This is a genomic window from Mesorhizobium shangrilense (assembly GCF_028826155.1).
Taxonomy (GTDB): domain Bacteria; phylum Pseudomonadota; class Alphaproteobacteria; order Rhizobiales; family Rhizobiaceae; genus Arvimicrobium; species Arvimicrobium flavum.
Map to the genome: position 1 here is coordinate 127,354 of NZ_JAQGPN010000003.1, position 21,422 is coordinate 148,775.

Sequence of the window (21,422 nt, forward strand, 5' to 3'; positions counted from 1 at the left end):
CATCTTCTCAGCGCAACAGAGCAAGTGCCGTCCCGGCAAATCGTCAACTCTCCTGGAATCTCCCATGTCCATTTCTTCATTGCCGCTGAAGCTGGCGGCAGCGATCGGCCTTCTTGTCCTCGTTTCCGGTTGCACCGACGCCGAGAGCGCATCAGAGACGCCTGCAGCCGCGCCGCCGCCACCGGCGGTGAGCGTGATCGAGGTGGTCCCCGAAACCCTTCCCATCCTGAACGAGCTGCCGGGCCGAATTGCCCCCACCCGCATCGCCGAGGTGCGCTCGCGCGTATCTGGCATCGTGCTGGAGCGCGTGTTCGAGCAGGGCAGCGTGGTGAAGGAAGGCGACGTTCTCTATCGCATCGATCCGGCGCTGTTCCAGGCGCAGGTGGCGAGCGCTGAGGCGACGCTCCAGCGGGCAAAGGCCGTCCAGCTCCAGGCGCGGCAGCAGGCCGACCGCCAGAGCGAACTGCGCCAGCGCAACGTTTCCAGCGGCCAGCAACATGACAACGCGGTCGCAGCGCTCGCGCAGGCGGATGCCGACGTGGCGATTGCGACGGCCGGCCTCGCGACGGCGCAGCTCAATCTGGACTATGCCGAGATCAAGGCCCCCATCACCGGCCGCATCGGCCGCGCCATGGTCACCGAGGGCGCCCTGGTCAGCGCCAATGGTCCCGAAAGCCTCGCCACCATCCAGCAGATCGATCCGGTGTATGCCGACTTCACCCAGTCGGCGAACGAGATTCTGCGGCTTCGGCGCGCGTTCGACAACGGCGCACTGTCGAACGCCGAGGCCGAGGCCGCCCGGGTGACGCTGCGTCTGGACGACGGCAGCGAGTATGCGCACCCCGGCAAGTTGCTGTTCCTCGAGGCGGCCGTCGACGCCACCACCGGCCAGGTGACGCTTCGCGGCGAGTTCCCCAATCCCGAGGGTGACCTGCTGCCCGGGATGTACGTTCGCGTGCTCATCGAGCAGGGCGTCCAGCAGAACGCCATCGCGGTGCCGCAGCAGGCGATCCAGCGCGATGCAGGCGGGCGATCGCAGGTCTATGTGGTGACCGACAGCGATGCGGCCGAACTCCGCACGGTCCAGCTCGGACGCGTGGTCGGCGATCGCTGGATCGTGGAGAAAGGCCTCGAGCAAGGCGACAAGGTCATCGTCGAAGGCTTCCAGAAGGTCAGGCCGGGTGGTGCGGTCTCCGCCCAGTCGTGGAAGGCCGAGGCTGGCCCGACGGCGGCTGGCGGCGCCGGCTCGGTCGCGCCCGGCAGCAAGCCCACGGCCGGATAAGGATAACCTAGATGCCCCAGTTCTTCATCGACCGGCCCATTTTCGCGTGGGTCGTGGCGATCTTCATCATGCTCGCCGGCGTCATCGCCATTCCGTTCCTGCCGATTGCGCAATATCCCAACGTCGCGCCGCCGCAGGTTTCCATCAACGCGACCTATGCCGGCGCGTCCCCTGAAGACATCTATCAGAGCGTCACCCGACCTATCGAGGAAGAGCTGAACGGCGTCGCCGGGCTGCTCTATTTCGAGTCGACGTCCGATTCCTCCGGCATGGCCAGCATCACGGCGACCTTTGCCCCGGGAACCGACAGCGGCCAGGCTTCGATCGACGTGCAGAACGCGGTCCGCCGCGTCGAGCCACGCTTGCCGCAGGTCGTCAAGCAGGTCGGCATCCGGGTCGAGGAAGCCGGCACCGGCTTCCTGATGATGGTGGCGCTTACCTCGACGGACGGCTCGCTCGATGTCGTCGGCCTCGGCGACTACCTGAACCGCAACGTGCTCAGCGAAATCCGGCGCATCGACGGTGTCGGCCGCGCACAGCTGTTCGCAACGCCTCGCGCCATGCGGATCTGGGTCGATCCCGACAAGATGGTTGGCCTCAATCTCACGTCGGACGACATCACCAACGCGATCCGGTCGCAGAACGCGCAGGTTGCAGCCGGCCGCATCGGGGCGGATCCCAACCCGATCACCCAGCAGATCTCCGCCACCGTACTGGTGAAGGGGCAGCTTACCTCCGCCGAGGAATTCGGATCGATCGTGCTGCGCGCCAATCCGGACGGCTCGTCGGTTCGATTGTCGGACGTGGCGCGCATCGAGGTCGGCGCGGAAAACTACAACTTTTCCACCAGGCTGAACGGCAAGCCGAGCGCGGCGATTGCCGTGCAGCTGTCGCCCACCGGCAACGCGCTGGCGACATCCGAAGCTGTCCGGGCGCAGATGGAAGAGCTGTCGCGCTTCTTCCCCGAAGGACTGGAATACGCCATCCCTTACGACACCTCGCCATTCGTGAAGGTGTCGATCGAAAAGGTCATCCATACGCTTCTTGAAGCCATGGTGCTCGTTTTCGCGGTGATGTTCCTGTTCCTGCAGAACTTCCGTTACACCGTCATCCCGACGCTGGTCGTCCCGGTGGCGCTGCTCGGCACCTGCGCCGTCATGCTGGCCACCGGCTTCTCGATCAACGTCCTGACGATGTTTGCGATGGTGCTGGCGATCGGCATCCTGGTCGACGACGCCATCGTCGTGGTCGAGAACGTCGAGCGCATCATGGCCGAAGAAGGCCTGTCGCCGAGGGAGGCGACGCGCAAGGCGATGACGCAGATCTCCGGCGCGATCGTCGGCATCACGCTGGTTCTGACCGCAGTCTTCGTGCCGATGGCGTTCTTCCCCGGGGCCGTCGGCGTCATCTACCGGCAGTTCAGCCTGACCATGGTCGTGTCGATCATGTTCTCCGGATTCCTTGCACTGTCGCTGACGCCAGCGCTCTGCGCCAGCTTCCTGAAGCCGATCGGCAAGGGACACCACAAGAAGAAGGGATTCTTCGGCTGGTTCAATCGCGGCTTCGACCGGGCGACGCAGAACTATACGTCGAGTGTCGGCTGGATCGTCAGGCGGACGGGCCGTTTCATGGTCATCTACCTTGCGCTGCTGGTCGGTCTGGGTTGGTCCTTCATGCAGCTCCCCACCTCCTTCCTGCCCAACGAAGACCAGGGCTTCCTGATCGTCGACATCCAGGGACCGCCGGAATCGAGCAGCAACCGCACGCGCGCCATCGCCGAGAATGTCGAGACGATCTTCATGGGCGAGGAAGCGGTCGACCGCATGATCGTCATCAACGGGTTCAGCTTCTCGGGCGCGGGCCAGAACGCCGGCCTGGCCTTCGTCACGCTCGACGATTGGAGCGAACGCGACGACGAGAACTCTGCCGCAGCCATCGCCGGCCGGGCCAACCGCGCCCTGTTCCAGATGAAGGATGCGATTTCGTTCGCGCTCTCGCCGCCGCCGATCCAGGGCCTGGGCACGTCCAACGGTTTTAGTTTCCGTCTCCAGGACCGGTCGGGCCGTGGACAGGCAGCCCTTGCCGCCGCGCGTGACGAGCTCATGGCGGCTGCGGCAAAGAGCTCGGTCGTCGCCGGCCTGCGCGTCGAAGGCATGCCCGACGCCGCCCAGGTGAATCTCCTGATCGACCGCGAGAAGGCGGACACCTTCGGCGTCACCTTCGCCGACATCAATTCGACCATCTCGGCCAATCTGGGCTCAGCCTACGTCAACGACTTCCCGAACGCGGGAAGGATGCAGCGCGTGACCGTGCAGTCCGATGCTGACCGTCGCATGCAGACAGAGGATCTCTTGAACCTCAATGTGCGCAACGCCCATGGCGGCATGGTCCCGTTGTCCTCCTTCGCCAGCGTCGAGTGGCAGAAGGGCGCCGCGCAGGTCGTCGGCTACAACGGCTATCCGGCCGTGCGCATCAGCGGCCAGTCGGCGCCCGGCCACTCGTCGGGAGCCGCGATCGAGGAGATGGAGCGCCTGGCGAATGAACTGCCGCCCGGTTTCGGCTACGAGTGGACGGGCCAGTCGCTCCAGGAAATCCAGTCCGGCTCGCAAGCGCCGGCCTTGATCGTGCTCAGCATCCTGTTCGTCTTCCTGCTGCTCGCGGCGCTCTACGAGAGCTGGTCGATCCCGGTGTCGGTAATCCTCGTCGTGCCGCTGGGCGTGCTGGGCTCGGTGCTCGCCGTGATGCTCATGGGCATGTCGAACGACGTCTATTTCAAGGTAGGGCTCATCGCCATCATCGGCTTGTCGGCCAAGAACGCGATCCTGATCATCGAGTTCGCCAAGGACCTGCGCAAGGAGGGGATGTCCCTGCTCGATGCCACCGTCGAGGCAGCCAAGCTCCGCTTCCGTCCGATCATCATGACGTCGCTTGCCTTCAGCCTGGGTGTCGTGCCGCTGGCGATCGCCACCGGCGCGAGCGCCGCCAGCCAGAACGCAATCGGCACCGGCGTGCTGGGCGGGATGATCTCGGCAACCGTGCTCGCGGTATTCTTCGTGCCGGTCTTCTTCGTCTTCATCATGAAGATGTTCAGGCGTGGAAAGACCGAGACGCCCGCCGGTGCGGAAACGTCCGGGGCGGTGCAGGCGCCGGCGGAATGATGGATCCCGGCCTGCCGGGTGTCGGACGGACCTCGTCCGCCCGCCGCACCGACATGAAGGAGCGCCTATTCGACGCGGCCATCTGCGTTGCGCTGGAAAATGGCTTCGGCAAGGTCACGCTGGATGCCGTTGCCCGGCAGGCCGGCGTCAGCAAGGGCGGGCTGCTACACCACTTCGCGACCAAGAAGGACCTGATCCGGGCGATGCTGGAGCACTATGCCGACAGCGCTCCCGACCGGCACGCGTTTGGCATCGAGGTCGATCCCCTCGCCGTCGCCGCACTTGTTGCGGCGGCGGAGGACATTCTTCTGCTCGAGACGATCAGTGCAACGTTCCAACTTCGCCGGTCCGACCTGGCAGGCGCAGGGCAGCGGACGACGCAGCTTGCCTTGGCGAGCCGCTTTGCCAGCCGGCTCAGCCTGCGCGAACTTTGAGCGCAGGCTGACCGGCCTGTCGTTCACGGCAGGCGAGGGCCGGCGTGACCGCCGCCTGAACGATCACCCGCCACGGGCGGGTAGGATCAAACCTGACCGTGAAGATGCGCCGCGCCGCCTGTCGTTGACCGTCCACGCCGGCTCGCTGCGCAGAAGCGCGGCCATCTTGCGCCAGCCTTAGCGGCCCCGAGAACGGGGCGATGTCGGGGTCGTCCCGGTCCGCCTCGAAGGGTTGCAATGAGCCCCAGATCGGCGCGCCTCGATTTTTGTCTCAATGCTGCTGACGCCAGCCAACGGGCTTCTTGCCAAAGCGCGTCTTCTATGCTTTATGCCGTTAGCCAAACAATCGTTCGTTTTTATATGACCCATATGGCGGCCCGGAAATCCACGCAGAACTGCTCCGCCGAGGTGGCGGCATGGCGGGTGGAGTCGGCATGAAAAAGCCTGCTGGTGAAGATGCGGCTTCGCTTGCCCGCGGCAAGGACAAGGTCACGCGCCGCTCGCACAATCGCTTGCCGCAGCTGCTCGATCAGGCCGCCCAGGTGTTTGCCAAGAACGGATATGCGGGCGCATCTGTCCGCGATATCGTGCGCCCCATCGGCATGCTGCCGGGCTCGCTCTATTACCATTTCCAGACCAAGGAAGAGCTGCTGGCGGCCGTCTACCGCGTCGGTGTTCAGCGCATTTCGGCCAATGTGGACGCCGCCATCGCGGCTGCCGACGATCCTTGGAGTCGTCTCGAGGCGGCCTGCGTGGCGCATCTGTCCGCGGTGCTCGATCGCACGGATTATTCCAGCGTCGTCATCCGCATACGACCCAGCGACGCGCCGGCTGCCGAAGAGGAGCTGTCGGCGCTGCGAAATGCCTACGAGGCGCGGTTTGGCGAGCTCGTCGCGGAGCTTCCGCTCGATGCGTCGGTCAATCGCCGCGACCTGCGCTTGCTTCTGATGGGCGCCCTGAACTGGAGCCAGACCTGGTACCGCGAGGGCGGTGAACTGAAGCCCGAGGAAATCGCGCGCCGGTTTGTGGGTCTGCTCAAACTCGAGTCTGCAAACAAAATGGGTGGCTTATGACCGCAAAGGATTTTCGCCCTAGGGTGCTGGTGACAAAGATCGGGCTGGACGGCCATGATCGCGGCAGCCGCATCGTCGCAGCCGCCTGTCGGGATGCCGGCATGGAGGTCGTGTACACGCCGCCGTGGCAAAGCATCCCGGCCGTGGTCAAGCTGGCGCTGGAGGAGGACGTCGACGTCATCGGCATCTCCTCCCTGGCGACCGATCATCTGATCGTGCCCAAGCTCATGGCGGCGCTGCATGAGGCCGGCCTGAACCGGGTGCGCGTGGTGGTTGGCGGGATCGTGCCCGACAACGAGCAGGCGCAGCTCATCGAAAGCGGCGTGCGCCAGATATTCCACCCCGGCACGACGCTCGACGACATCACCACGCAGATTTCCACCTATGCGACCGAGGCGCGGCTGGCTGCCGCCGAGACAGGAGTTTGACATGAACAAATCCCTATCCCCCTCGATCGAGCAGGATGCTGTCGAACTGACGCCGCAGCTTGCCTGGGAACAGGAGTACCGGGAGTCCATGGGCGAAGAGCGCCCGGTCGAGAACGTCTCGGGCATTCCCATCAAGCCGCTCTACGGCCCGCAGGACTGGCAGCGCTACGGCGACCACAATCCGCTCAGCTATCCCGGCCAGGCCGACTATACGCGCGGCATCTACGCCACCATGCACCGCGGCCGGACCTGGACTCAGCGCCAGCTGATCGGCCTTGGCACGCCGGCCGACTACAATGCGCGCCTGCGCTCGCTGATGGACGATGGCGCAACCGCTGTCTCGCTCATTCCCTGCAACTCGGTTTTCCGCGGCTACGACATGGATACGGTCGATGCCGAACTGCTGGGGACGTGCGGCGTCGTCGCCAACAATGTCGACCACATGGAGCGCAGCCTCGAGGGTGTCGATGTCGGCAAGATCTCCTGTGCGATGAACGATCCTTCGCCGTTCACCTTGCTGGCGTTCCTGCTGATCGCGGCGGAGCGGCGCGGCACCGACTGGCGGACCATCACCGGCACCTCGAACCAGAGCGACTACATTTCCCACTTCGTCGCAAACCACATGTTCTACCGGCTGTCGCTGCCGGGCGCGCGCCGCGTCCTGCTCGACCACATCGCCTATTGCAAGCAGTTCGTGCCGCGCTGGAACCCGATGTCGGTGGTCGGCCAGCACATGCAGCAGGCCGGCGCCACGCCAGCCGAAGCGATGGCCTTCACCCTGTCGACCGCTATCCAGAACGCCGAGGATTGCATTGCTCGGGGTATGCAGCCGGATGATTTCCTGCCGCGCTTCACCTTCTTCTTCGACATATCGCTCAATTTCTTCGAGGAGATCGCCAAGTTCCGCGCGGGGCGACGCATCTGGTCGCGCATCACCAAGGATCGGTTGGGCGCCAAGGATCCCCGCTCGCGCCGGTTCAAGTTCCACGGGCAGACCTCCGGCGTCGACCTGACGCGGCAGCAGCCCCTCAACAACATCTCGCGTGTCACCGTACAGGCGATGGCGGGCATCTTCGGCGGCCTGCAGTCGCTGCATACAGATGCCTATGACGAGGCGCTCGCCTGCCCGAGCGAGTTCGGCGCCCGCATCGCGGTGGCGACGCAGAATATCCTGCGTGAGGAATCGCACCTGACCGACGTGATCGATCCGCTCGGCGGATCCTTCTATGTCGAGGCGCTCACCGACCAGATGGAAGAGAAGATCCTGTCCATCATGAAAATCGTCGACGACGCCGGCGGCATGTACAAGGCCGTCGAGAGCGGGCTGGTGCAGCGCATGCTGGGCGCCTCCGCGCAGCGCTTCCAGAACCGGGTCGATTCCGGCGAGCAGATCGTGGTCGGCGTCAACGCCTACAAGGTGGATGAAGACGCCAGCGCCCACACCATCGTCGAGCGCCCCGATCCCGCTGCCATGCAGGCGCATATGGATGGCTTTACGGCATGGAAGCGCGAGCGTTCCGCCGTCGAGGTGGACAAGGCGCTCGATCACCTGACCCGTACGGCAGAAGACCCGTCCGGCAACCTGTTCGGGGCCATCGTCGATGGCGCGCGGGCCAACCTGACCCATGGCGAGATCTGCGAGCGCCTGCGCCGCGATCTCGGCTTCGGCCAGCCGCTGACGATCGTCTGATGGAGGTCCTGGATTTGAGCGGAGCAGGCCTGGTCGCAGCTGTGCTCGATGGCGATCGTCGCGCCATCGCACGCATGCTGACGGTGTTCGATGATGCCGGCCCCGGCAGCGCAGAGGCAGCCAGCAAGCTGGCTGCCCATGCCGGGCGCGCCCTGGTGGTCGGTATTACCGGCGTGCCTGGCGCGGGCAAGTCGACATTGGTCAACGCCTTGCTGGGGGCGTGGCTGGAGCGCGGGCACAAGGTCGCCGTCCTGGCGATAGACCCGTCCAGCCCGATCACCGGCGGGGCGGTTCTGGGAGACCGGATCCGCATGGGCGAGCATGGCGCGCATCCGGATGCGTTCATCCGCTCGTTCTCGGCGCGTGGCGAACTGGGCGGCTTGTCGCGCGCCACCCGGGCGGCGGTCGACTGCCTGGATGCCGCCGGCTTCGACCGGGTGATCGTGGAAACGGTTGGCGCCGGACAATCCGAGACGGCGATCACGGCAATGGCCGATACGCGTGTCGTCCTGTGCCCCCCGGGTCTCGGCGACGGCATCCAGGCGATCAAGGCGGGCATCCTGGAAATCGCCGACGTCCTGGCGATCAGCAAAGGCGATCTGCCGTTCGCCGAGGAGACGGCGCGAGAGATGCGCGAAATGCTGACGCTGCGGCGCACCGCTCCTGAACAGGCCTGGAAAACCAGGGTCATGCTGGTCAGCGCGCCGCAGAAGAAAGGCATCGCCGAGTTGATCGAGGCGGTGGAAGAGCACGCCAGGATCAGCGGCCATGGGCAGCGGCTGAAGACCCCGGCTCTCGGCGCCAGTCTCGCTGTTCCGGCGGACCCGAATGACGCCGAGGCCTGGCGCGCGCGCCTGGCGGCGTTGGCGGAGCGTGACGGCTTGTGCTCGACCCTCGGCATATCGGTCATAGCTGGCGGACCGGGCCGGGCGGAAGTGACCATGACCGTCGATGCGCGCCACCTCAATTTCAATGGCGGCTGTCACGGCGGCGCGATCTTCGCACTGGCGGACGCGGCCTTCGGTCTGGCCTCGAACTCCCACGGCGTGCTGGCGTCCGGGATCAATGCGCACGCGACTTTTCAGGTCGGTGTTCGCCCCGGCGAAAAGTTGATTGCTCGGGCGCACGAATACAGCAGAAGCAAGCGCATCGGCGTCTATCGCGCCGAAGTAGTGCGACAAGATAGTGAAAATAAAGAGACGCCGGTATCTGCCTTTACAGGGACTGTGTCTATTAAGCAGTAGCTGGAAGATACTGCGAATTGGACTGAAACAAAAATAATCAACGAAGGACGGAATATTTATCCGTCTTGATATAGGGGATACAATGCAGTCCACGTTCCCGCGCCTCTTGCTCGAGCATGCAGCCCGGCGTCCAGCCGCGCCGGCCATGCGCGAGAAGGCCTACGGCATCTGGCAGACGACCACATGGGCCGAGATGGCTCGCATGGTGGAACAGCTCGCCCATGGGCTGCATGAGGCGGGCCTCACCCGTGGCGAGCATGTCGTGGTGATCGGCGACAACCGGCCCCGGCTCTACGCCGCCATGCTGGCGGTCCAGGCGCTCGGCGGCGTTCCCGTGCCCCTCTATCAGGACGCGGTGGCGGACGAGTGGGTCTTCCCCATCAACAACGCCGACGTGCGTTTCGCCATTGTCGAGGACCAGGAGCAGGTCGACAAGATCTTCGAGATCTCCGACCGCTGCCCGCAACTGCGCCACCTCTACTATGACGAGCCGCGTGGCTTGCGCAATTATTCGAGCCCCGGGCTCGCCTCGCTGGCCAGCCTGATGGAGGCCGGGCTTTCCCGCGCCCGGGCCCATCCCGAGTTTTTCAACGCCGAAGTCGAGAAGGGCCAGCCGTCCGACGTCGCCGCCATGTTCTTCACCTCCGGCACCACCGGCGTGCCGAAAGGCGTGGTCCACACCTATCACGCCCTGATCGACCGCGCCGCGGTGGTGACGAAATTCGACAAGCTGAACGAAAACGACGAGGTTCTCGCCTATCTGCCTCCGGCGTGGATCGGCCAGAACATCTTCTCCTATGCGCAATGGCTTGTCGCCGGATACATCGTCAATTGCCCGGAAGACGCGTCCACGATCGGCATCGACTTCAAGGAAGTCGGCACCACCTATTACTTCGCGCCGCCGCGCGTGTTCGAAGGCATGCTGACCAGCGTCATGATCCGCATGGAGGACGCGGGCCGGATCAAGCGCGGCCTCTTCAGCTACTTCATGGATGTTGCGCGCCGCGTCGGCCCAAAGAAGCTCGACGGCGCTGCCATCGGCCTCGCCGACCGCCTGCTCTACGGCATCGGCAACGTGCTGGTGTACGGCCCGCTGCGCAACATGCTCGGCATGTCGCGCATGCGCGTCGCCTATACGGCCGGTGAGGCCATAGGGCCGGATCTGTTCAGCTTCTATCGCTCGATCGGCATCAACCTCAAGCAGATCTACGGCTCGACCGAGACGGCGGTGTTCGTCTGCCTGCAGCCGGATCACGAGGTGAAGCTGGATACGGTCGGCGTGCCTTGCGAAGGCGTGTCGATCAGGCTGGCCGACAATGGCGAGGTCCTGGTCAAGTCGCCGGGCATGTTCAAGGAGTACTACAAGAACCCGGAGGCGACGGCCGACGTGCTGACCGCCGATGGTTGGTATCACACCAGCGACGCCGGCCTCCTCGACGGCGCCGGCCACCTCAAGATCATCGACCGCGTCAAGGATGTCGGCCGCCTGAAGGGCGGGCCGCATGACGGCACGATGTTCGCGCCCAAGTATGTCGAGAACAAACTCAAGTTCTTCTCCTACATCAAGGAGGCCGTGGCCTTCGGCGACCAGCGCGACCGGGTCTGCGTGATGCTTAACATCGACCTGGAGGCTGTCGGCAACTGGGCCGAGCGCCGCAACATTCCCTACACCGGCTACTCCGACCTCGCCCAGAAGCGGGAGGTCTATGACCTCGCCCGCGAGTGCATCGAAAAGGTCAACCGGGATCTGAGCCGGGACGAGTTGCTCGCCGGCAACCAGATCAGCCGGTTTCTGGTGCTGACCAAGGAACTGGATGCCGACGACGGCGAACTCACGCGCACCAACAAGGTCCGGCGCGGCTTCATCGGGGAGCGCTACCACGAGCTGGTGGACGCGCTCTATGCGGGAAAGTCGGAGCAGTACATTTCGATGCAGATCAAGTTTGAAGACGGCCGCACCGGCAACATCAGCGCCAACATCAGGATCGACGATGTCGCCACCTATGCCCCGGCAAAGGTGGCCGCATGAGCTACATCAGCCCGGTCAACCGAGCCGACCAGCCCGCCGGCGCCTTCCTGGCGCCGCGGGAGACCGGCCTCGGCAAGAGAATTGGCGACGTCATCCTGGACGTCAGGAACATCAGCCTGCGGTTCGGCGGGGTGAAGGCCCTGACCGACATCTCCTTTGACGTGCGCGAGCACGAGGTGCGCGCCATCATCGGGCCGAACGGCGCCGGCAAGAGCTCGATGCTCAATTGCATCAATGGCGTCTACGCCCCGCAGGAAGGGACGATCACCTTTCGCGGCCAGACCTTCAAGCACATGAACAGCCGTGCAGTCGCCGAGATGGGCATCGCGCGGACCTTCCAGAATCTCGCTCTGTTCAAGGGAATGAGCGTGATCGAGAACATCATGACCGGCCGCAACCTGTTCATGAAGAGCAACCTGCTTCTCCAGGCGCTGCGCCTGGGGCCGGCAGGGCGCGAAGAGGTTCGCCACCGCGCCTTTGTCGAACACATCATCGACTTCCTTGAAATCCAGCAGCATCGCAACACGCCGGTCGGTCAGTTGCCCTACGGCCTGCAGAAGCGGGTCGATCTCGGCCGCGCCCTGGCCATGGAGCCCAGGATGCTGCTCCTGGACGAGCCGATGGCCGGCATGAATGTCGAAGAGAAGCAGGACATGTGCCGCTTCATCCTCGACGTCAATGACGAGTTCGGAACCACCGTGGTGCTGATCGAACACGACATGGGGGTGGTGATGGACATCTCCGACCGGGTGGTCGTGCTCGACTACGGCAAGAAGATCGGTGACGGAACCCCCGATGAAATCCGCAACAATGAAGATGTGATCGCCGCCTACCTGGGAAACAGTCACTGACGGTGAGGGAGTAGACGTGGGTTTTTTTCTCGAAGCGCTGTTTGCCGGCCTGATGTCGGGCGTGCTCTATTCCCTGGTCGCGCTCGGCTTCGTGCTGATCCTCAAGACCTCGGGAGTCTTCAACTTCGCGCAAGGCGCCATGGTGCTGTTTGCGGCGCTTGCGATGGCGCGCGTTGCCGAGTGGCTGCCCCAATGGCTGGGCTTTGAAAGCCTGCTTCTGGCCAACATCGTCGCCTTCGCCATTGCCGGCGCCATCATGTGCGTGGTGGCGTGGCTGGTGGAGCGGCTCGTCCTTCGCCATCTGGTCAACCAGAGCGACGCCACGCTGCTGATGGCGACGCTCGGCATTGCCTATTTCCTCGATGGGCTGGGGCAGACCGCTTTCGGCAGCGGCATCTATTCGATCGATGTCGGCATGCCCAAGGACCCGATCTTCGTGCTGGAATCCGTCTTTCCGGGCGGCATACTGCTCAACAAGGAAGACCTGATCGCTACCGTCATCGCTTCGGCCCTGGTGGGCCTGCTCACCCTGTTCTTCATGAAGACGTCGACCGGCCGGGCGCTGCGCGCGGTGGCCGACGACCACCAGGCGGCACAGTCGATCGGCATTCCGCTCAATCGCATCTGGGTCATCGTCTGGTGCGTAGCCGGCGTGGTCGCACTCGTCGCCGGCGTGATCTGGGGCTCCAAGCTCGGCGTGCAGTTCTCGCTGTCGACGGTCGCGCTGCGGGCGCTGCCGGTGATCATCCTCGGCGGGCTGACCTCCATCCCCGGCGCCATCGTCGGCGGACTGATCATCGGGGTAGGAGAAAAGCTCTCCGAACTCTACCTCGGCCCGATGATCGGCGGCGGCATCGAGATCTGGTTCGCCTATGTGCTGGCCTTGGTCTTCCTGCTGTTTCGTCCGCAGGGGCTCTTCGGCGAAAAGATCATCGACCGCGTCTGAACTCTACTGCTGCATCCGCGGCGAGCCCGTGCCCGCCACAAGGACAGGGAAATCGAATGTTCTACAGAGAAAACGGTCAGCTCAAGACCTCCTATGAGGCCGACCAGCAGATTTTCCCGATTGCGCAGGACCGGTGGGCGATCGTCGGTCTGGTCGCCTTCGCCATCGTCGGCGTGCCGCTGCTGGCCGATGAATACACCTTCAGCGCCATTCTCATCCCGTTCCTGATCCTGTCCCTGGCGGCGCTCGGCGTGAACATACTGGTGGGCTATTGCGGGCAGATCTCCATGGGATCGGGCGCCTTCATGGCCGTCGGCGCCTACGCAGCCTACAACACGCTGGTGCGGGTCGACGGCATGCCGTTGCTGCTGGCGCTGCTCTCGGGCGGCTTCTTCGCCACGGTCGTCGGCATGTTCTTCGGCATTCCCAGCCTGCGGGTCAAAGGCCTCTACCTAGCCGTGGCGACGCTTGCCGCGCAGTTCCTGTCCGACTGGGCGTTCCTGCGGATTCCATGGTTCACCAACTATTCGACGTCCGGCTCGGTGATGGTGTCGGAGCTGCAGATGTTCGGCTGGCGCATCGACACCGCCGTGGAGAAGTATCTCTTCTGCCTCGGCTTTCTCATCGTGTTCGCCGTCCTGGCCAAGAACCTCGTGCGCAGCGCGATCGGGCGCGAGTGGATGGCCGTGCGCGACATGGATGTCGCCGCCGCCGTCATCGGCATTCGCATCACCTACGCCAAGCTCAGCGCATTCGCCGTCAGTTCCTTCATCATCGGCGTGGCCGGGGCGCTGTGGGGTTTCGTGCATCTGGGCGCATGGGAACCGGCGGCCTTCGGCCTGGACCGCTCTTTCCAGCTGCTCTTCATCGTCATCATCGGCGGCATGGGCTCGATCATGGGCAGCTTCTTCGGCGCCGCCTTCATCGTGGTGTTGCCGATCGCCTTGAGCCAGGCGCTTCCCGCACTGGGCAGCCTTGCCGGCATCGCGGTCTCGACGGCTGCCGTCTCGCATGCCGAGTTCATGATCTTCGGCGCGCTCATCGTGTGGTTCCTGATCGTGGAGCCGCATGGCCTCGCCAGGCTTTGGAGCACAGGCAAGCAGAAGCTGCGCCTATGGCCGTTTCCACACTGATCCGGGCCGTCCGGCCCGAACGCCAATTCATGACGCGTGAGGCTTCGCAATCACCGGATGGATAGAGCCGGCAAACTACTAACGGGAGGAAAGTTTATGAGACTTGGAACTACCCTACTGGCCGCAGCCGTGATGGCCGCGGGCCTGTCGACGTCGCTGACGCCACCGGCATTCGCGCAGGAGCAGACGCAGTTCTTTCCGCTGCTGGTGTTCCGCACCGGGCCCTATGCGCCGAGCGGCGTGCCATGGGCGAACGGCTTCGTCGACTACTACAAGCTGGTCAACGCCAGGGGCGGCATCAATGGCGTCAAGGTGGTCTGGGAGGAGTGTGAAACCAGCTACGCGACCGACCGCGGCGTGGAGTGCTACGAGCGCCTGAAGGGCAAGAACGGCGGCGCCACGCTCTTCCAGACCATGTCCACCGGCATCACCTTCGCGCTGACCGAAAAGGCCCCCGGCGACGGGATCCCGATCCTGACGCCCGGCTACGGCCGCAGCGACAGCGCCGACGGCAGCGTCTTCAAGTGGAACTTCCCGCTGACCGGCACGCATGCCGCCTCGGCCGATACGCAGCTGCAATATGTCGCCAGCCTGGTCGGCGGCCTCGACAAGCTGCAGGGCAAGAAGATCACGCTGCTCTACCACGACAGCCCCTATGGCAAGGAGGCCATTCCGATCCTGCAGAAGCGTGCGGAGATGCACGGCTTCGAGCTGACCATGATCCCGGTCACCCATCCGGGCGTGGAGCAGAAATCCGCATGGCTGCAGATCCGCCAGGGCCGCCCGGACTACGTGCTGCTGTGGGGCTGGGGCGTCATGAACAGCACCGCCCTGAAGGAGGCGCAGGCGACCGGCTACCCGCGCGACAAGATCGTCGGCGTCTGGCCGTCGGGCTCGGAGGCGGACGCCAAGGGCGTCAACGGCGCCGAAGGCTACAGCGCGGTCCTGCTGCAGCCCGGCTCGAGCAGCGACTCGCAGGTCGTCAAGGACATCCTTGAACTCGTCCATGCCAAGGGCGAGGGCAGCGGCCCGCAGGAAGAAGTGGGCGAGGCCGTCTACATGCGCGGCGTCGTCAACGCCATGCTGTCCGTCGAAGGGGTGCGCGCGGCTCAGGAAAAGTTCGGCGTCGGCAAGACGGCGACGCCCGAACAGGCCCGCTGGGGGTATGAGAACCTCGACCTGACCCAGGAGAAGCTCGACGCGCTTGGCTTCCACGACGTGATGCGCGAGGTCAAAACCTCCTGCACCGACCATATGGGGTCTTCCTGGGCGCGCGCGTATGTCTGGGACGGAGCCAAGTGGAAGCTTGGTTCGGACACGTGGTTCCAGGCGGACATGAGCATCCTCGATCCGCTCGTCAAGGCGTCGGGCGACGCTTACGCCGCCGAGAAGAAGCTGGAGCGGCGGGGAGCAGACGACTGCCAGTCGTGACCCGGACTAGGCCGACATCTGCCTGAGGCGCCAGCCTTGGGACGATCCGGTCGCCGGGGCGGTGCAAGCCGCCCCGGCCGGGACAGCTTCGTTGCCTTCGGGCATCGCCGACAGCCGCAAGCGAATTGAGAAAAGACATGAGCAATCCAGACATCGTTCTCGACGTCAACGGGATCGAGGTGATCTACAATCACGTGATCCTCGTGCTCAAGGGAGTCTCGCTGACCGTGCCGGCCGGCAAGGTGGTGGCGCTGCTGGGCGGCAATGGCGCGGGCAAGACCACGACCCTGCGCGCCGTTTCAAGTCTCCTCAAGGCCGAACGCGGCGCGGTTACCAAGGGCAGCATCGAACTGCGCGGCGAGCGCATCGAGAACATGACGCCGTCCGATCTGGTCCAGCGCGGTGTGGTGCAGGTCATGGAAGGCCGGCATTGCTTCGGTCACCTGACCATCGAAGAGAACCTTCTCGCCGGCGCCTATACAAGGACGGACAAGGGAGAAATCTCGGCCAACCTGGACAAGGTCTACGCCTATTTTCCCCGCTTGAAGACGCGCCGCACGTCGCAGTCCGCCTATACGTCGGGCGGCGAACAGCAGATGTGCGCGATCGGCCGCGCCTTGATGACCAACCCGAGCGTGGTGCTGCTGGACGAACCCTCCATGGGGCTGGCGCCGCAGATCGTGGAAGAAGTCTTCGAGATCGTCAGGGACCTCAACGCCAAGGAAAAGGTCACCTTCCTGCTGGCCGAGCAGAACACCAACATGGCGCTCAAATATGCCGACTACGGCTACATCATGGAGTCGGGACGCATCGTGATGGATGGCGAGGCCGCCGAACTGCGCAACAACGAGGACGTCAAGGAGTTCTACCTCGGCATGTATGGCGAGCAGCGCAAGTCCTACAAGAACTTCAAGAGCTACAAGCGCCGCAAGCGCTGGTTGACGTAGGGCGGTCTGGCCCGAATTCAGGCGCGCAATCCCTGACGGTTGGTCCTGGGCGCCGCAGCATGACGGTCGCCCCGGCTGGCGATCTCGGTTTGGGACCGATCGACCGCGCCGGCGCGGGGGATGAGGCGACGCGTTGGCGCGGCGTTGCAGGTCTCCCTGCCGGCAAGGCGGCGCCGGCGCCAAGCGCCGGGCGTCCGCTCGCCCGGGCGACGGCTCAGTTCGGCGAGAACGCGGCCGGGTTCATGAAAACGCTTTCCTGGTGGACCAGGTAGGGGAGCATTTTTGGAATGAAGATCTTCCACTCGTCATCCTGCCCAAGCTTGGCGCGCTGCTGGGTGCGATGGCCGAAATCCTCGTAGGCCCAGATGAAGACAACCGAGTTCAGAACGCCGCTTTCCTTCACCCAGCAGCCGATCAGCTTCGCGTACTTGCTGATGATGCCCAGCCCCTCAGCTTCGTAGAACGCAAGAAATTCCGCCGCCCTTCCCGGCGCGACCTGATAGGTCCTCATCTCGTAGATCATGTGCTGCTCCAATCGCTCTCGCCATTCGGGGGCCAATGGGGGATAACCCTCTCCGATTCCTAGCTAGAACATTCGCAGCGATATATCGTCAAGGGACGATTTAAATGGGCCTCAGGTGAGAGTATGTCGGACAAGCGCAAGGATCCCACTCCGAGGACCTCGACAGCGAAGAAGGCGAAGCCTCCGGTGCCGCGGTTGCGGCCGGCCGAGCGCCGCGCGCAGATCCTGACGAATGCGACCACCTATTTTGCCGAGCACGGGCTGACGGCGCAGACACGGGCGATTGCCGAGGCCTGCGGCGTCACGCAGCGCCTCCTCTACAGATATTTTCCGTCCAAGGCGGCTCTCATGTCCGCTGTATATGATGAGCAGATACTCGCGCCGTTCAAGGCCGCGTGGATCCTCCAGCTGAGGGACCGATCGATAAGCATCGAAGAGCGTATTGAAAAGTTCTACGACGACTATTTCTATTCTGTCCTTACGCGAAAGTGGCTCAGACTGTTCATGCATGCGTCGTTGAGCGATCTCGGGATGGCGCCGAACTATATCAACTCGATTATAAAGCAGCTTCTTGTGGTGATCGCCGAAGAGGTTGCTGCGGCTCAGGAGGTCGCGCTCCCCCAGAGCCAGGCCCGGGTCCTTGAGATCGCCTGGGTCCTGCACGGCGCCGTGTCCCACTTCGCGATCCGCCGCCACCTCTACAATGCAGACGAACCCGTGGCCGACACGGAAGTGCTGAAATTGCACGTGAGCGGATTTCTCGGCGGCTTCGCCGCAGCATGCGCGACAGCGCGCGCAGTGGAGGCAAGGTAAGCGGCCGGGCGATACGCACTTTCCTTAAATCGTCAGTTTACGACTTAGGAGAAAGCCGCTACAAATCGATCAGGCCTGGAAAGGCCGACCGACATGCGAGGTGTGTCGGAGGAGCACGCCGTGGAGGGGTCAATCGTGTCCAAGTTGCCATTCGTCAGTCGTCGCCAATTCCTGAAGTCGTCCTCCGCCGCCATGCTTGCGGGCGGCGCCGGCCTTTCGCTCCCCATGAGCGCAAGGGCGGCCGAGACGATTCACTTTTCCACCTGGTCCGCGGCCGTGGATCTCGTGCAAAGCCACATTTCCGCATTCGAGGCCGCCAACCCGGATGTGAAGATTTCCTATTCGAACGCGCCCTGGGCGCAGTATCGCGAAAGCTCCATCACCAAGTTCGTGGGCGGCGCGCCGATGGACATGCTGTGGGTGTCCGACACCTGGCTGCCGGAGTGGGCTGAGGCGGGCTGGCTGGCGCCGATCGACCAGTACGACGCGCTCACCAAGTACAATGCAGACACCGACGACTTCAGCCTCCAGTCGATGATGTACGGCGGCAAGCAGTATGGCCTGACCTACTACAACGACTACATCGCCTTCCTCTATAATGCGGAGATCCTGGAGAAGGCCGGCATCCAGGCGCCGCCCGCCACCTGGGAAGAGGTGATCGAGCAGTCGAAGATCATCAAGGAGAAGGGGCTTTCGGACGCGCCGCTGATGATCGGCATGGCGCAGGAAAGCTGGCTGGTCGAGTTCCTGTCGACGCTGGTGTTCTCGCATGGCGGCCGTCTGGTCGACGACGAGGGCAACGCCGTCATGGCCGACCCGCAAGGCGGCGCCGTGGCGGCCGCAACCTGGCTGAAGAGCGCGGTCGATGCCGGCGTCCTGCCTGCATCCTGCGTCGAGACCGGCGAGCTTGCCTGTCTCAAGTCGTTCGGCGCCGGCCAGAACGCCTTTACCATGGTGGCGAAGTACCGCCTGCGCATGCTCAACGACCCGGCGCAGTCGCCGGCTGCGGGCAAGATCAAGCAGGCGCTCATGCCGAAGGGCGGCGCCAACGGCACCAACGAGACCGTCGGCTACATCCGCTTCTATGGCATGACGCCGGGTGCGCAGGAGACCGAGGAGCGCGCTGCCGCCGTCGTCAAGCTGATGGAATGGTTCGGCGGCAAGGCCAACGGCGAATACGTGCTGCAGAAGCTGCTGTTCAAGGATCTCGGCCTCGGCTTTGCGACCAAGTCGCTGTTCGACGACCCGGAAATCAGAGACGGCTACTCCGCCTTCGCAGACGTCGATCTGGTCAGCAAGCAGCAGAGCCTTGCACGCAAGAAGGACGTGATCGCGCCGTGGTTCGGCGAGTGGAATGACGTGAACGGAACTGCATGGCAGCGCGTCATCCTCGGGCAGGCAACGCCGGAAGAAGCCCTCAAGGCGTCGGGCGAGACCTGGGACAAGCTCAAGAAGAGCGCCTAAGGCATCCAGCCGGACCGCGGTTCGGCCAGCCCGCCTCGCGACCATGCGCGGGCGGGCGACGCCCCCGCGTGCCGAAGGCAATTCCATCCTTTCAACTGCGAAAGACATTCTCTTGCACGCAGCCACCCTTCCACAATCCGGCAGGCGAAAGCCCTGGCTGTCGCATGACGACAGCAGCGCTTTCATCCTGTTGCTGCCCGTTGCCGCGGTTCTGTTTGCGGTGGCGGTCTTCCCGATCATCTATTCGTTCTACATCAGCCTGTTCGACCTGAAGCTGACGCGTCCGCATCGCGTGCCGTTCGTCGGGCTGGACAACTACTTCACCGTCCTGACCGACCAGCATTTCTGGGATGCGGTCAGCCGCACCGTGATGTTCTCGGTCACGTCGGTTCTGGCGATTTCCGTCATCGCCCTCTTGGTCGCCCTGCTCCTCAACGAGGACTTTCCGGGCCGCAAGCTGCTGAGCGCAGTGCTTCTCATCCCGTGGGCGATTCCCTATGTCGCCAATGCGCTGATGTGGAAGTGGATCTACGATTCCAACTACGGCGCGCTGAACGGCATCCTCTATCAGCTGGATTTCATCGATCGCTACATGGTCTGGCTGGGCGATTCCGACAAGACGTTGATGCTGATCGCCAATGCGTTCGTCTGGAAGGAAGTGCCGCTCGCCGCGATCCTCCTTCTGGTGACGATGAAGAGCATCCCCGCCGATCTCTATTCGGCCGCGAAGGTCGACGGCGCCAACGGGCTGCGCCGCTTCTTCCATGTGACGCTGCCGGCGCTGAAGCCGGGCTTCATGCTGGTCATCCTCTACGAGAGCATGATGGCGATCCGGCATTTCGACCTGTTCTTCATCCTGACCGAGGGTGGTCCGGCAGACGCCAGCCATGTCGTGGCGTGGCGGATCTACGTCGAGACGTTCCGCAACCTCTCCTTCGGGACGGGTGCAGCCATGTCCTACATCCTCGCCATTGCGACGCTGGCCTTGTCCTATGTCGTGATCCGTTCGCTCGGAAAGAGGGTCTGACCATGGCGACCAGTTCCTCGACGGCGCGCCGTAAACGCGCCCTCATGCAGAACCTGAGGGTGCTCGGTCTGGCGATCGCCTCGTTGGTTTTCCTGCTCTACGTGCTGGCTCCGGTGGCATGGCTGGTGTCCTCCTCGCTGCAGCAGGAGGCCGCGCTCACCTCGGTGCCCCCGCAGTGGATCCCAAAAGATCCACACCTCGACAATTTCCGGGTCATCTTCTCGGCGGACGACCAGGAGCGGGTAACGTATGAAACTCGCCGCGCGGCCGATCCGGCGAGCGGCGGCTTCATTCCATCGACGGCCAAGAACCTGCTTCCCGCGATGGGCAACAGCTTCATCGTGTCGGTCGCCGTGGTGATCCTCAACCTGCTGGTGGCGGTTCCGGCCGCGTATGCGCTGGCCAAGATCCGTTTCCGCGGCCGCAATGCGTCCGTCTACGGCATCCTGATCACGCGCGTTATCCCCGATATCGCGCTGGTGGTGCCGTTCTTCCTGTTCATCCGCAATCTCGGCCTGCTCGACACGCTGTCGTCGCTGGTGATCACCTATCTGGCGGTCACGGTGCCGTTCTCGGTGTTCATCCTCGTCAGCTATTTCGAACAATTGCCGGACGAACTGGACAAGGCCGCCCGCGTCGACGGCTGCTCGCGCCTTCAGACGATGACCAGGGTGTTCCTGCCGCTAGCGGCGCCCTCGCTGGTCGCGCTGTCGCTGTTCGCGTTCCTCACGAGCTGGAACGAGTTCCTGCTGGCGCTGATGTTCACGCAGACCGCCGCGTCGCAGACGCTGCCAATCATCGTGGCGTCGTTCACGTCCGACTTCACCATCTCCTTCTCCTTCATCAATGCCGCAGGCGTGCTCGCCATCATCCCCCCTGTGATCCTGGCGATCATCTTCCAGCGCTACATTGTCTCCGGTCTGACGGCCGGAGCGGTCAAAGGATAGTT

At 64.0% G+C, this 21,422-nt stretch carries 18 protein-coding genes; 17 read left to right on the plus strand and 1 reads right to left on the minus strand.

Going from position 1 to position 21,422, the window contains the following annotated elements:
* The first annotated feature begins 64 nt into the window (after positions 1-64).
* The 13 genes from PD284_RS25160 to PD284_RS25220 all read left to right on the plus strand — a co-directional run bounded on the left by PD284_RS25160 (position 65) and on the right by PD284_RS25220 (position 16,646).
* Positions 65-1,282: an efflux RND transporter periplasmic adaptor subunit gene (locus tag PD284_RS25160; protein ID WP_274631083.1), complete on the plus strand. Its 1,218-nt coding sequence runs from the start codon at positions 65-67 to the stop codon at positions 1,280-1,282.
* A gap of 11 nt (positions 1,283-1,293) precedes the next feature.
* The gene (locus PD284_RS25165) at positions 1,294-4,440 is read left to right on the plus strand and encodes an efflux RND transporter permease subunit (RefSeq protein ID WP_274631084.1); all 3,147 of its coding nucleotides are present in this window, start codon (positions 1,294-1,296) and stop codon (positions 4,438-4,440) included.
* Positions 4,437-4,874 (plus strand): TetR/AcrR family transcriptional regulator, encoded by a 438-nt coding sequence (locus PD284_RS25170; RefSeq protein WP_274631085.1) that lies wholly within the window; start codon positions 4,437-4,439, stop codon positions 4,872-4,874. Before PD284_RS25165 ends, PD284_RS25170 begins: the two co-directional genes overlap by 4 nt.
* 434 nt (positions 4,875-5,308) lie before the next feature.
* On the plus strand, positions 5,309-5,947 hold the full coding sequence (locus tag PD284_RS25175) for a TetR/AcrR family transcriptional regulator (RefSeq protein WP_274631086.1): 639 nt from the start codon (positions 5,309-5,311) through the stop codon (positions 5,945-5,947).
* Positions 5,944-6,375, plus strand: coding sequence for a cobalamin B12-binding domain-containing protein (locus PD284_RS25180; RefSeq protein ID WP_274631087.1), 432 nt, complete (start codon positions 5,944-5,946; stop codon positions 6,373-6,375). Before PD284_RS25175 ends, PD284_RS25180 begins: the two co-directional genes overlap by 4 nt.
* A 1-nt stretch (position 6,376) precedes the next feature.
* Positions 6,377-8,065, plus strand: coding sequence for an acyl-CoA mutase large subunit family protein (locus PD284_RS25185; RefSeq protein WP_274631088.1), 1,689 nt, complete (start codon positions 6,377-6,379; stop codon positions 8,063-8,065).
* On the plus strand, positions 8,065-9,309 hold the full coding sequence (gene meaB, locus PD284_RS25190) for a methylmalonyl Co-A mutase-associated GTPase MeaB (RefSeq protein ID WP_274631089.1): 1,245 nt from the start codon (positions 8,065-8,067) through the stop codon (positions 9,307-9,309). The genes PD284_RS25185 and meaB overlap by 1 nt, the downstream gene beginning before the upstream one ends.
* An 82-nt stretch (positions 9,310-9,391) precedes the next feature.
* Positions 9,392-11,338 (plus strand): AMP-binding protein, encoded by a 1,947-nt coding sequence (locus PD284_RS25195; RefSeq protein WP_274631090.1) that lies wholly within the window; start codon positions 9,392-9,394, stop codon positions 11,336-11,338.
* Positions 11,335-12,189: an ABC transporter ATP-binding protein gene (locus PD284_RS25200; RefSeq protein WP_274631091.1), complete on the plus strand. Its 855-nt coding sequence runs from the start codon at positions 11,335-11,337 to the stop codon at positions 12,187-12,189. The genes PD284_RS25195 and PD284_RS25200 overlap by 4 nt, the downstream gene beginning before the upstream one ends.
* 52 nt (positions 12,190-12,241) lie before the next feature.
* The gene (locus tag PD284_RS25205; protein WP_411956295.1) at positions 12,242-13,135 is read left to right on the plus strand and encodes a branched-chain amino acid ABC transporter permease; all 894 of its coding nucleotides are present in this window, start codon (positions 12,242-12,244) and stop codon (positions 13,133-13,135) included.
* Between the two features lie 56 nt (positions 13,136-13,191).
* The gene (locus PD284_RS25210) at positions 13,192-14,268 is read left to right on the plus strand and encodes a branched-chain amino acid ABC transporter permease (RefSeq protein ID WP_274631093.1); all 1,077 of its coding nucleotides are present in this window, start codon (positions 13,192-13,194) and stop codon (positions 14,266-14,268) included.
* A gap of 96 nt (positions 14,269-14,364) precedes the next feature.
* Entirely contained in the window at positions 14,365-15,699 is a 1,335-nt protein-coding gene (locus PD284_RS25215) for an ABC transporter substrate-binding protein (protein ID WP_274631094.1), read from the plus strand.
* Positions 15,700-15,836: 137 nt separating this feature from the next.
* Complete coding sequence (locus PD284_RS25220; protein ID WP_274631095.1) at positions 15,837-16,646, plus strand: ABC transporter ATP-binding protein; 810 nt, start codon at positions 15,837-15,839, stop codon at positions 16,644-16,646.
* 214 nt (positions 16,647-16,860) lie between these two features.
* Here the strand turns inward: PD284_RS25220 and PD284_RS25225 are convergent, their stop codons facing one another.
* Positions 16,861-17,169 (minus strand): NIPSNAP family protein, encoded by a 309-nt coding sequence (locus PD284_RS25225; protein ID WP_274631096.1) that lies wholly within the window; start codon positions 17,167-17,169, stop codon positions 16,861-16,863.
* A 123-nt stretch (positions 17,170-17,292) separates the two neighbouring features.
* Here PD284_RS25225 and PD284_RS25230 point away from each other — a divergent pair, with 123 nt between their 5' ends.
* The 4 genes from PD284_RS25230 to PD284_RS25245 all read left to right on the plus strand — a co-directional run bounded on the left by PD284_RS25230 (position 17,293) and on the right by PD284_RS25245 (position 21,420).
* Positions 17,293-17,982 (plus strand): TetR/AcrR family transcriptional regulator, encoded by a 690-nt coding sequence (locus PD284_RS25230; RefSeq protein ID WP_274631097.1) that lies wholly within the window; start codon positions 17,293-17,295, stop codon positions 17,980-17,982.
* Positions 17,983-18,117: 135 nt separating this feature from the next.
* Entirely contained in the window at positions 18,118-19,446 is a 1,329-nt protein-coding gene (locus PD284_RS25235) for an ABC transporter substrate-binding protein (RefSeq protein WP_274631098.1), read from the plus strand.
* Positions 19,447-19,558: 112 nt separating this feature from the next.
* Positions 19,559-20,473, plus strand: a complete 915-nt coding sequence (locus PD284_RS25240) for a carbohydrate ABC transporter permease (protein ID WP_274631099.1) — start codon at positions 19,559-19,561, stop codon at positions 20,471-20,473.
* Between the two features lie 2 nt (positions 20,474-20,475).
* Positions 20,476-21,420, plus strand: coding sequence for a carbohydrate ABC transporter permease (locus PD284_RS25245; RefSeq protein WP_274631100.1), 945 nt, complete (start codon positions 20,476-20,478; stop codon positions 21,418-21,420).
* The last annotated feature ends 2 nt before the right edge of the window (positions 21,421-21,422 follow it).

Bases quoted from the DNA above. Each gene is read 5' to 3' on its own strand.
- PD284_RS25220 (WP_274631095.1), top strand. From the start codon at position 15,837: ATGAGCAATCCAGACATCGTTCTCGACGTCAACGGGATCGAGGTGATC.
- PD284_RS25185 (WP_274631088.1), top strand. From the start codon at position 6,377: ATGAACAAATCCCTATCCCCCTCGATCGAGCAGGATGCTGTCGAACTG.
- PD284_RS25245 (WP_274631100.1), top strand. From the start codon at position 20,476: ATGGCGACCAGTTCCTCGACGGCGCGCCGTAAACGCGCCCTCATGCAG.
- PD284_RS25225 (WP_274631096.1), bottom strand. From the start codon at position 17,169: ATGATCTACGAGATGAGGACCTATCAGGTCGCGCCGGGAAGGGCGGCG.
- meaB (WP_274631089.1), top strand. From the start codon at position 8,065: ATGGAGGTCCTGGATTTGAGCGGAGCAGGCCTGGTCGCAGCTGTGCTC.
- PD284_RS25205 (WP_411956295.1), top strand. From the start codon at position 12,242: ATGTCGGGCGTGCTCTATTCCCTGGTCGCGCTCGGCTTCGTGCTGATC.
- PD284_RS25195 (WP_274631090.1), top strand. From the start codon at position 9,392: ATGCAGTCCACGTTCCCGCGCCTCTTGCTCGAGCATGCAGCCCGGCGT.
- PD284_RS25200 (WP_274631091.1), top strand. From the start codon at position 11,335: ATGAGCTACATCAGCCCGGTCAACCGAGCCGACCAGCCCGCCGGCGCC.
- PD284_RS25210 (WP_274631093.1), top strand. From the start codon at position 13,192: ATGTTCTACAGAGAAAACGGTCAGCTCAAGACCTCCTATGAGGCCGAC.
- PD284_RS25215 (WP_274631094.1), top strand. From the start codon at position 14,365: ATGAGACTTGGAACTACCCTACTGGCCGCAGCCGTGATGGCCGCGGGC.
- PD284_RS25180 (WP_274631087.1), top strand. From the start codon at position 5,944: ATGACCGCAAAGGATTTTCGCCCTAGGGTGCTGGTGACAAAGATCGGG.
- PD284_RS25165 (WP_274631084.1), top strand. From the start codon at position 1,294: ATGCCCCAGTTCTTCATCGACCGGCCCATTTTCGCGTGGGTCGTGGCG.
- PD284_RS25230 (WP_274631097.1), top strand. From the start codon at position 17,293: ATGTCGGACAAGCGCAAGGATCCCACTCCGAGGACCTCGACAGCGAAG.
- PD284_RS25160 (WP_274631083.1), top strand. From the start codon at position 65: ATGTCCATTTCTTCATTGCCGCTGAAGCTGGCGGCAGCGATCGGCCTT.
- PD284_RS25170 (WP_274631085.1), top strand. From the start codon at position 4,437: ATGATGGATCCCGGCCTGCCGGGTGTCGGACGGACCTCGTCCGCCCGC.
- PD284_RS25175 (WP_274631086.1), top strand. From the start codon at position 5,309: ATGAAAAAGCCTGCTGGTGAAGATGCGGCTTCGCTTGCCCGCGGCAAG.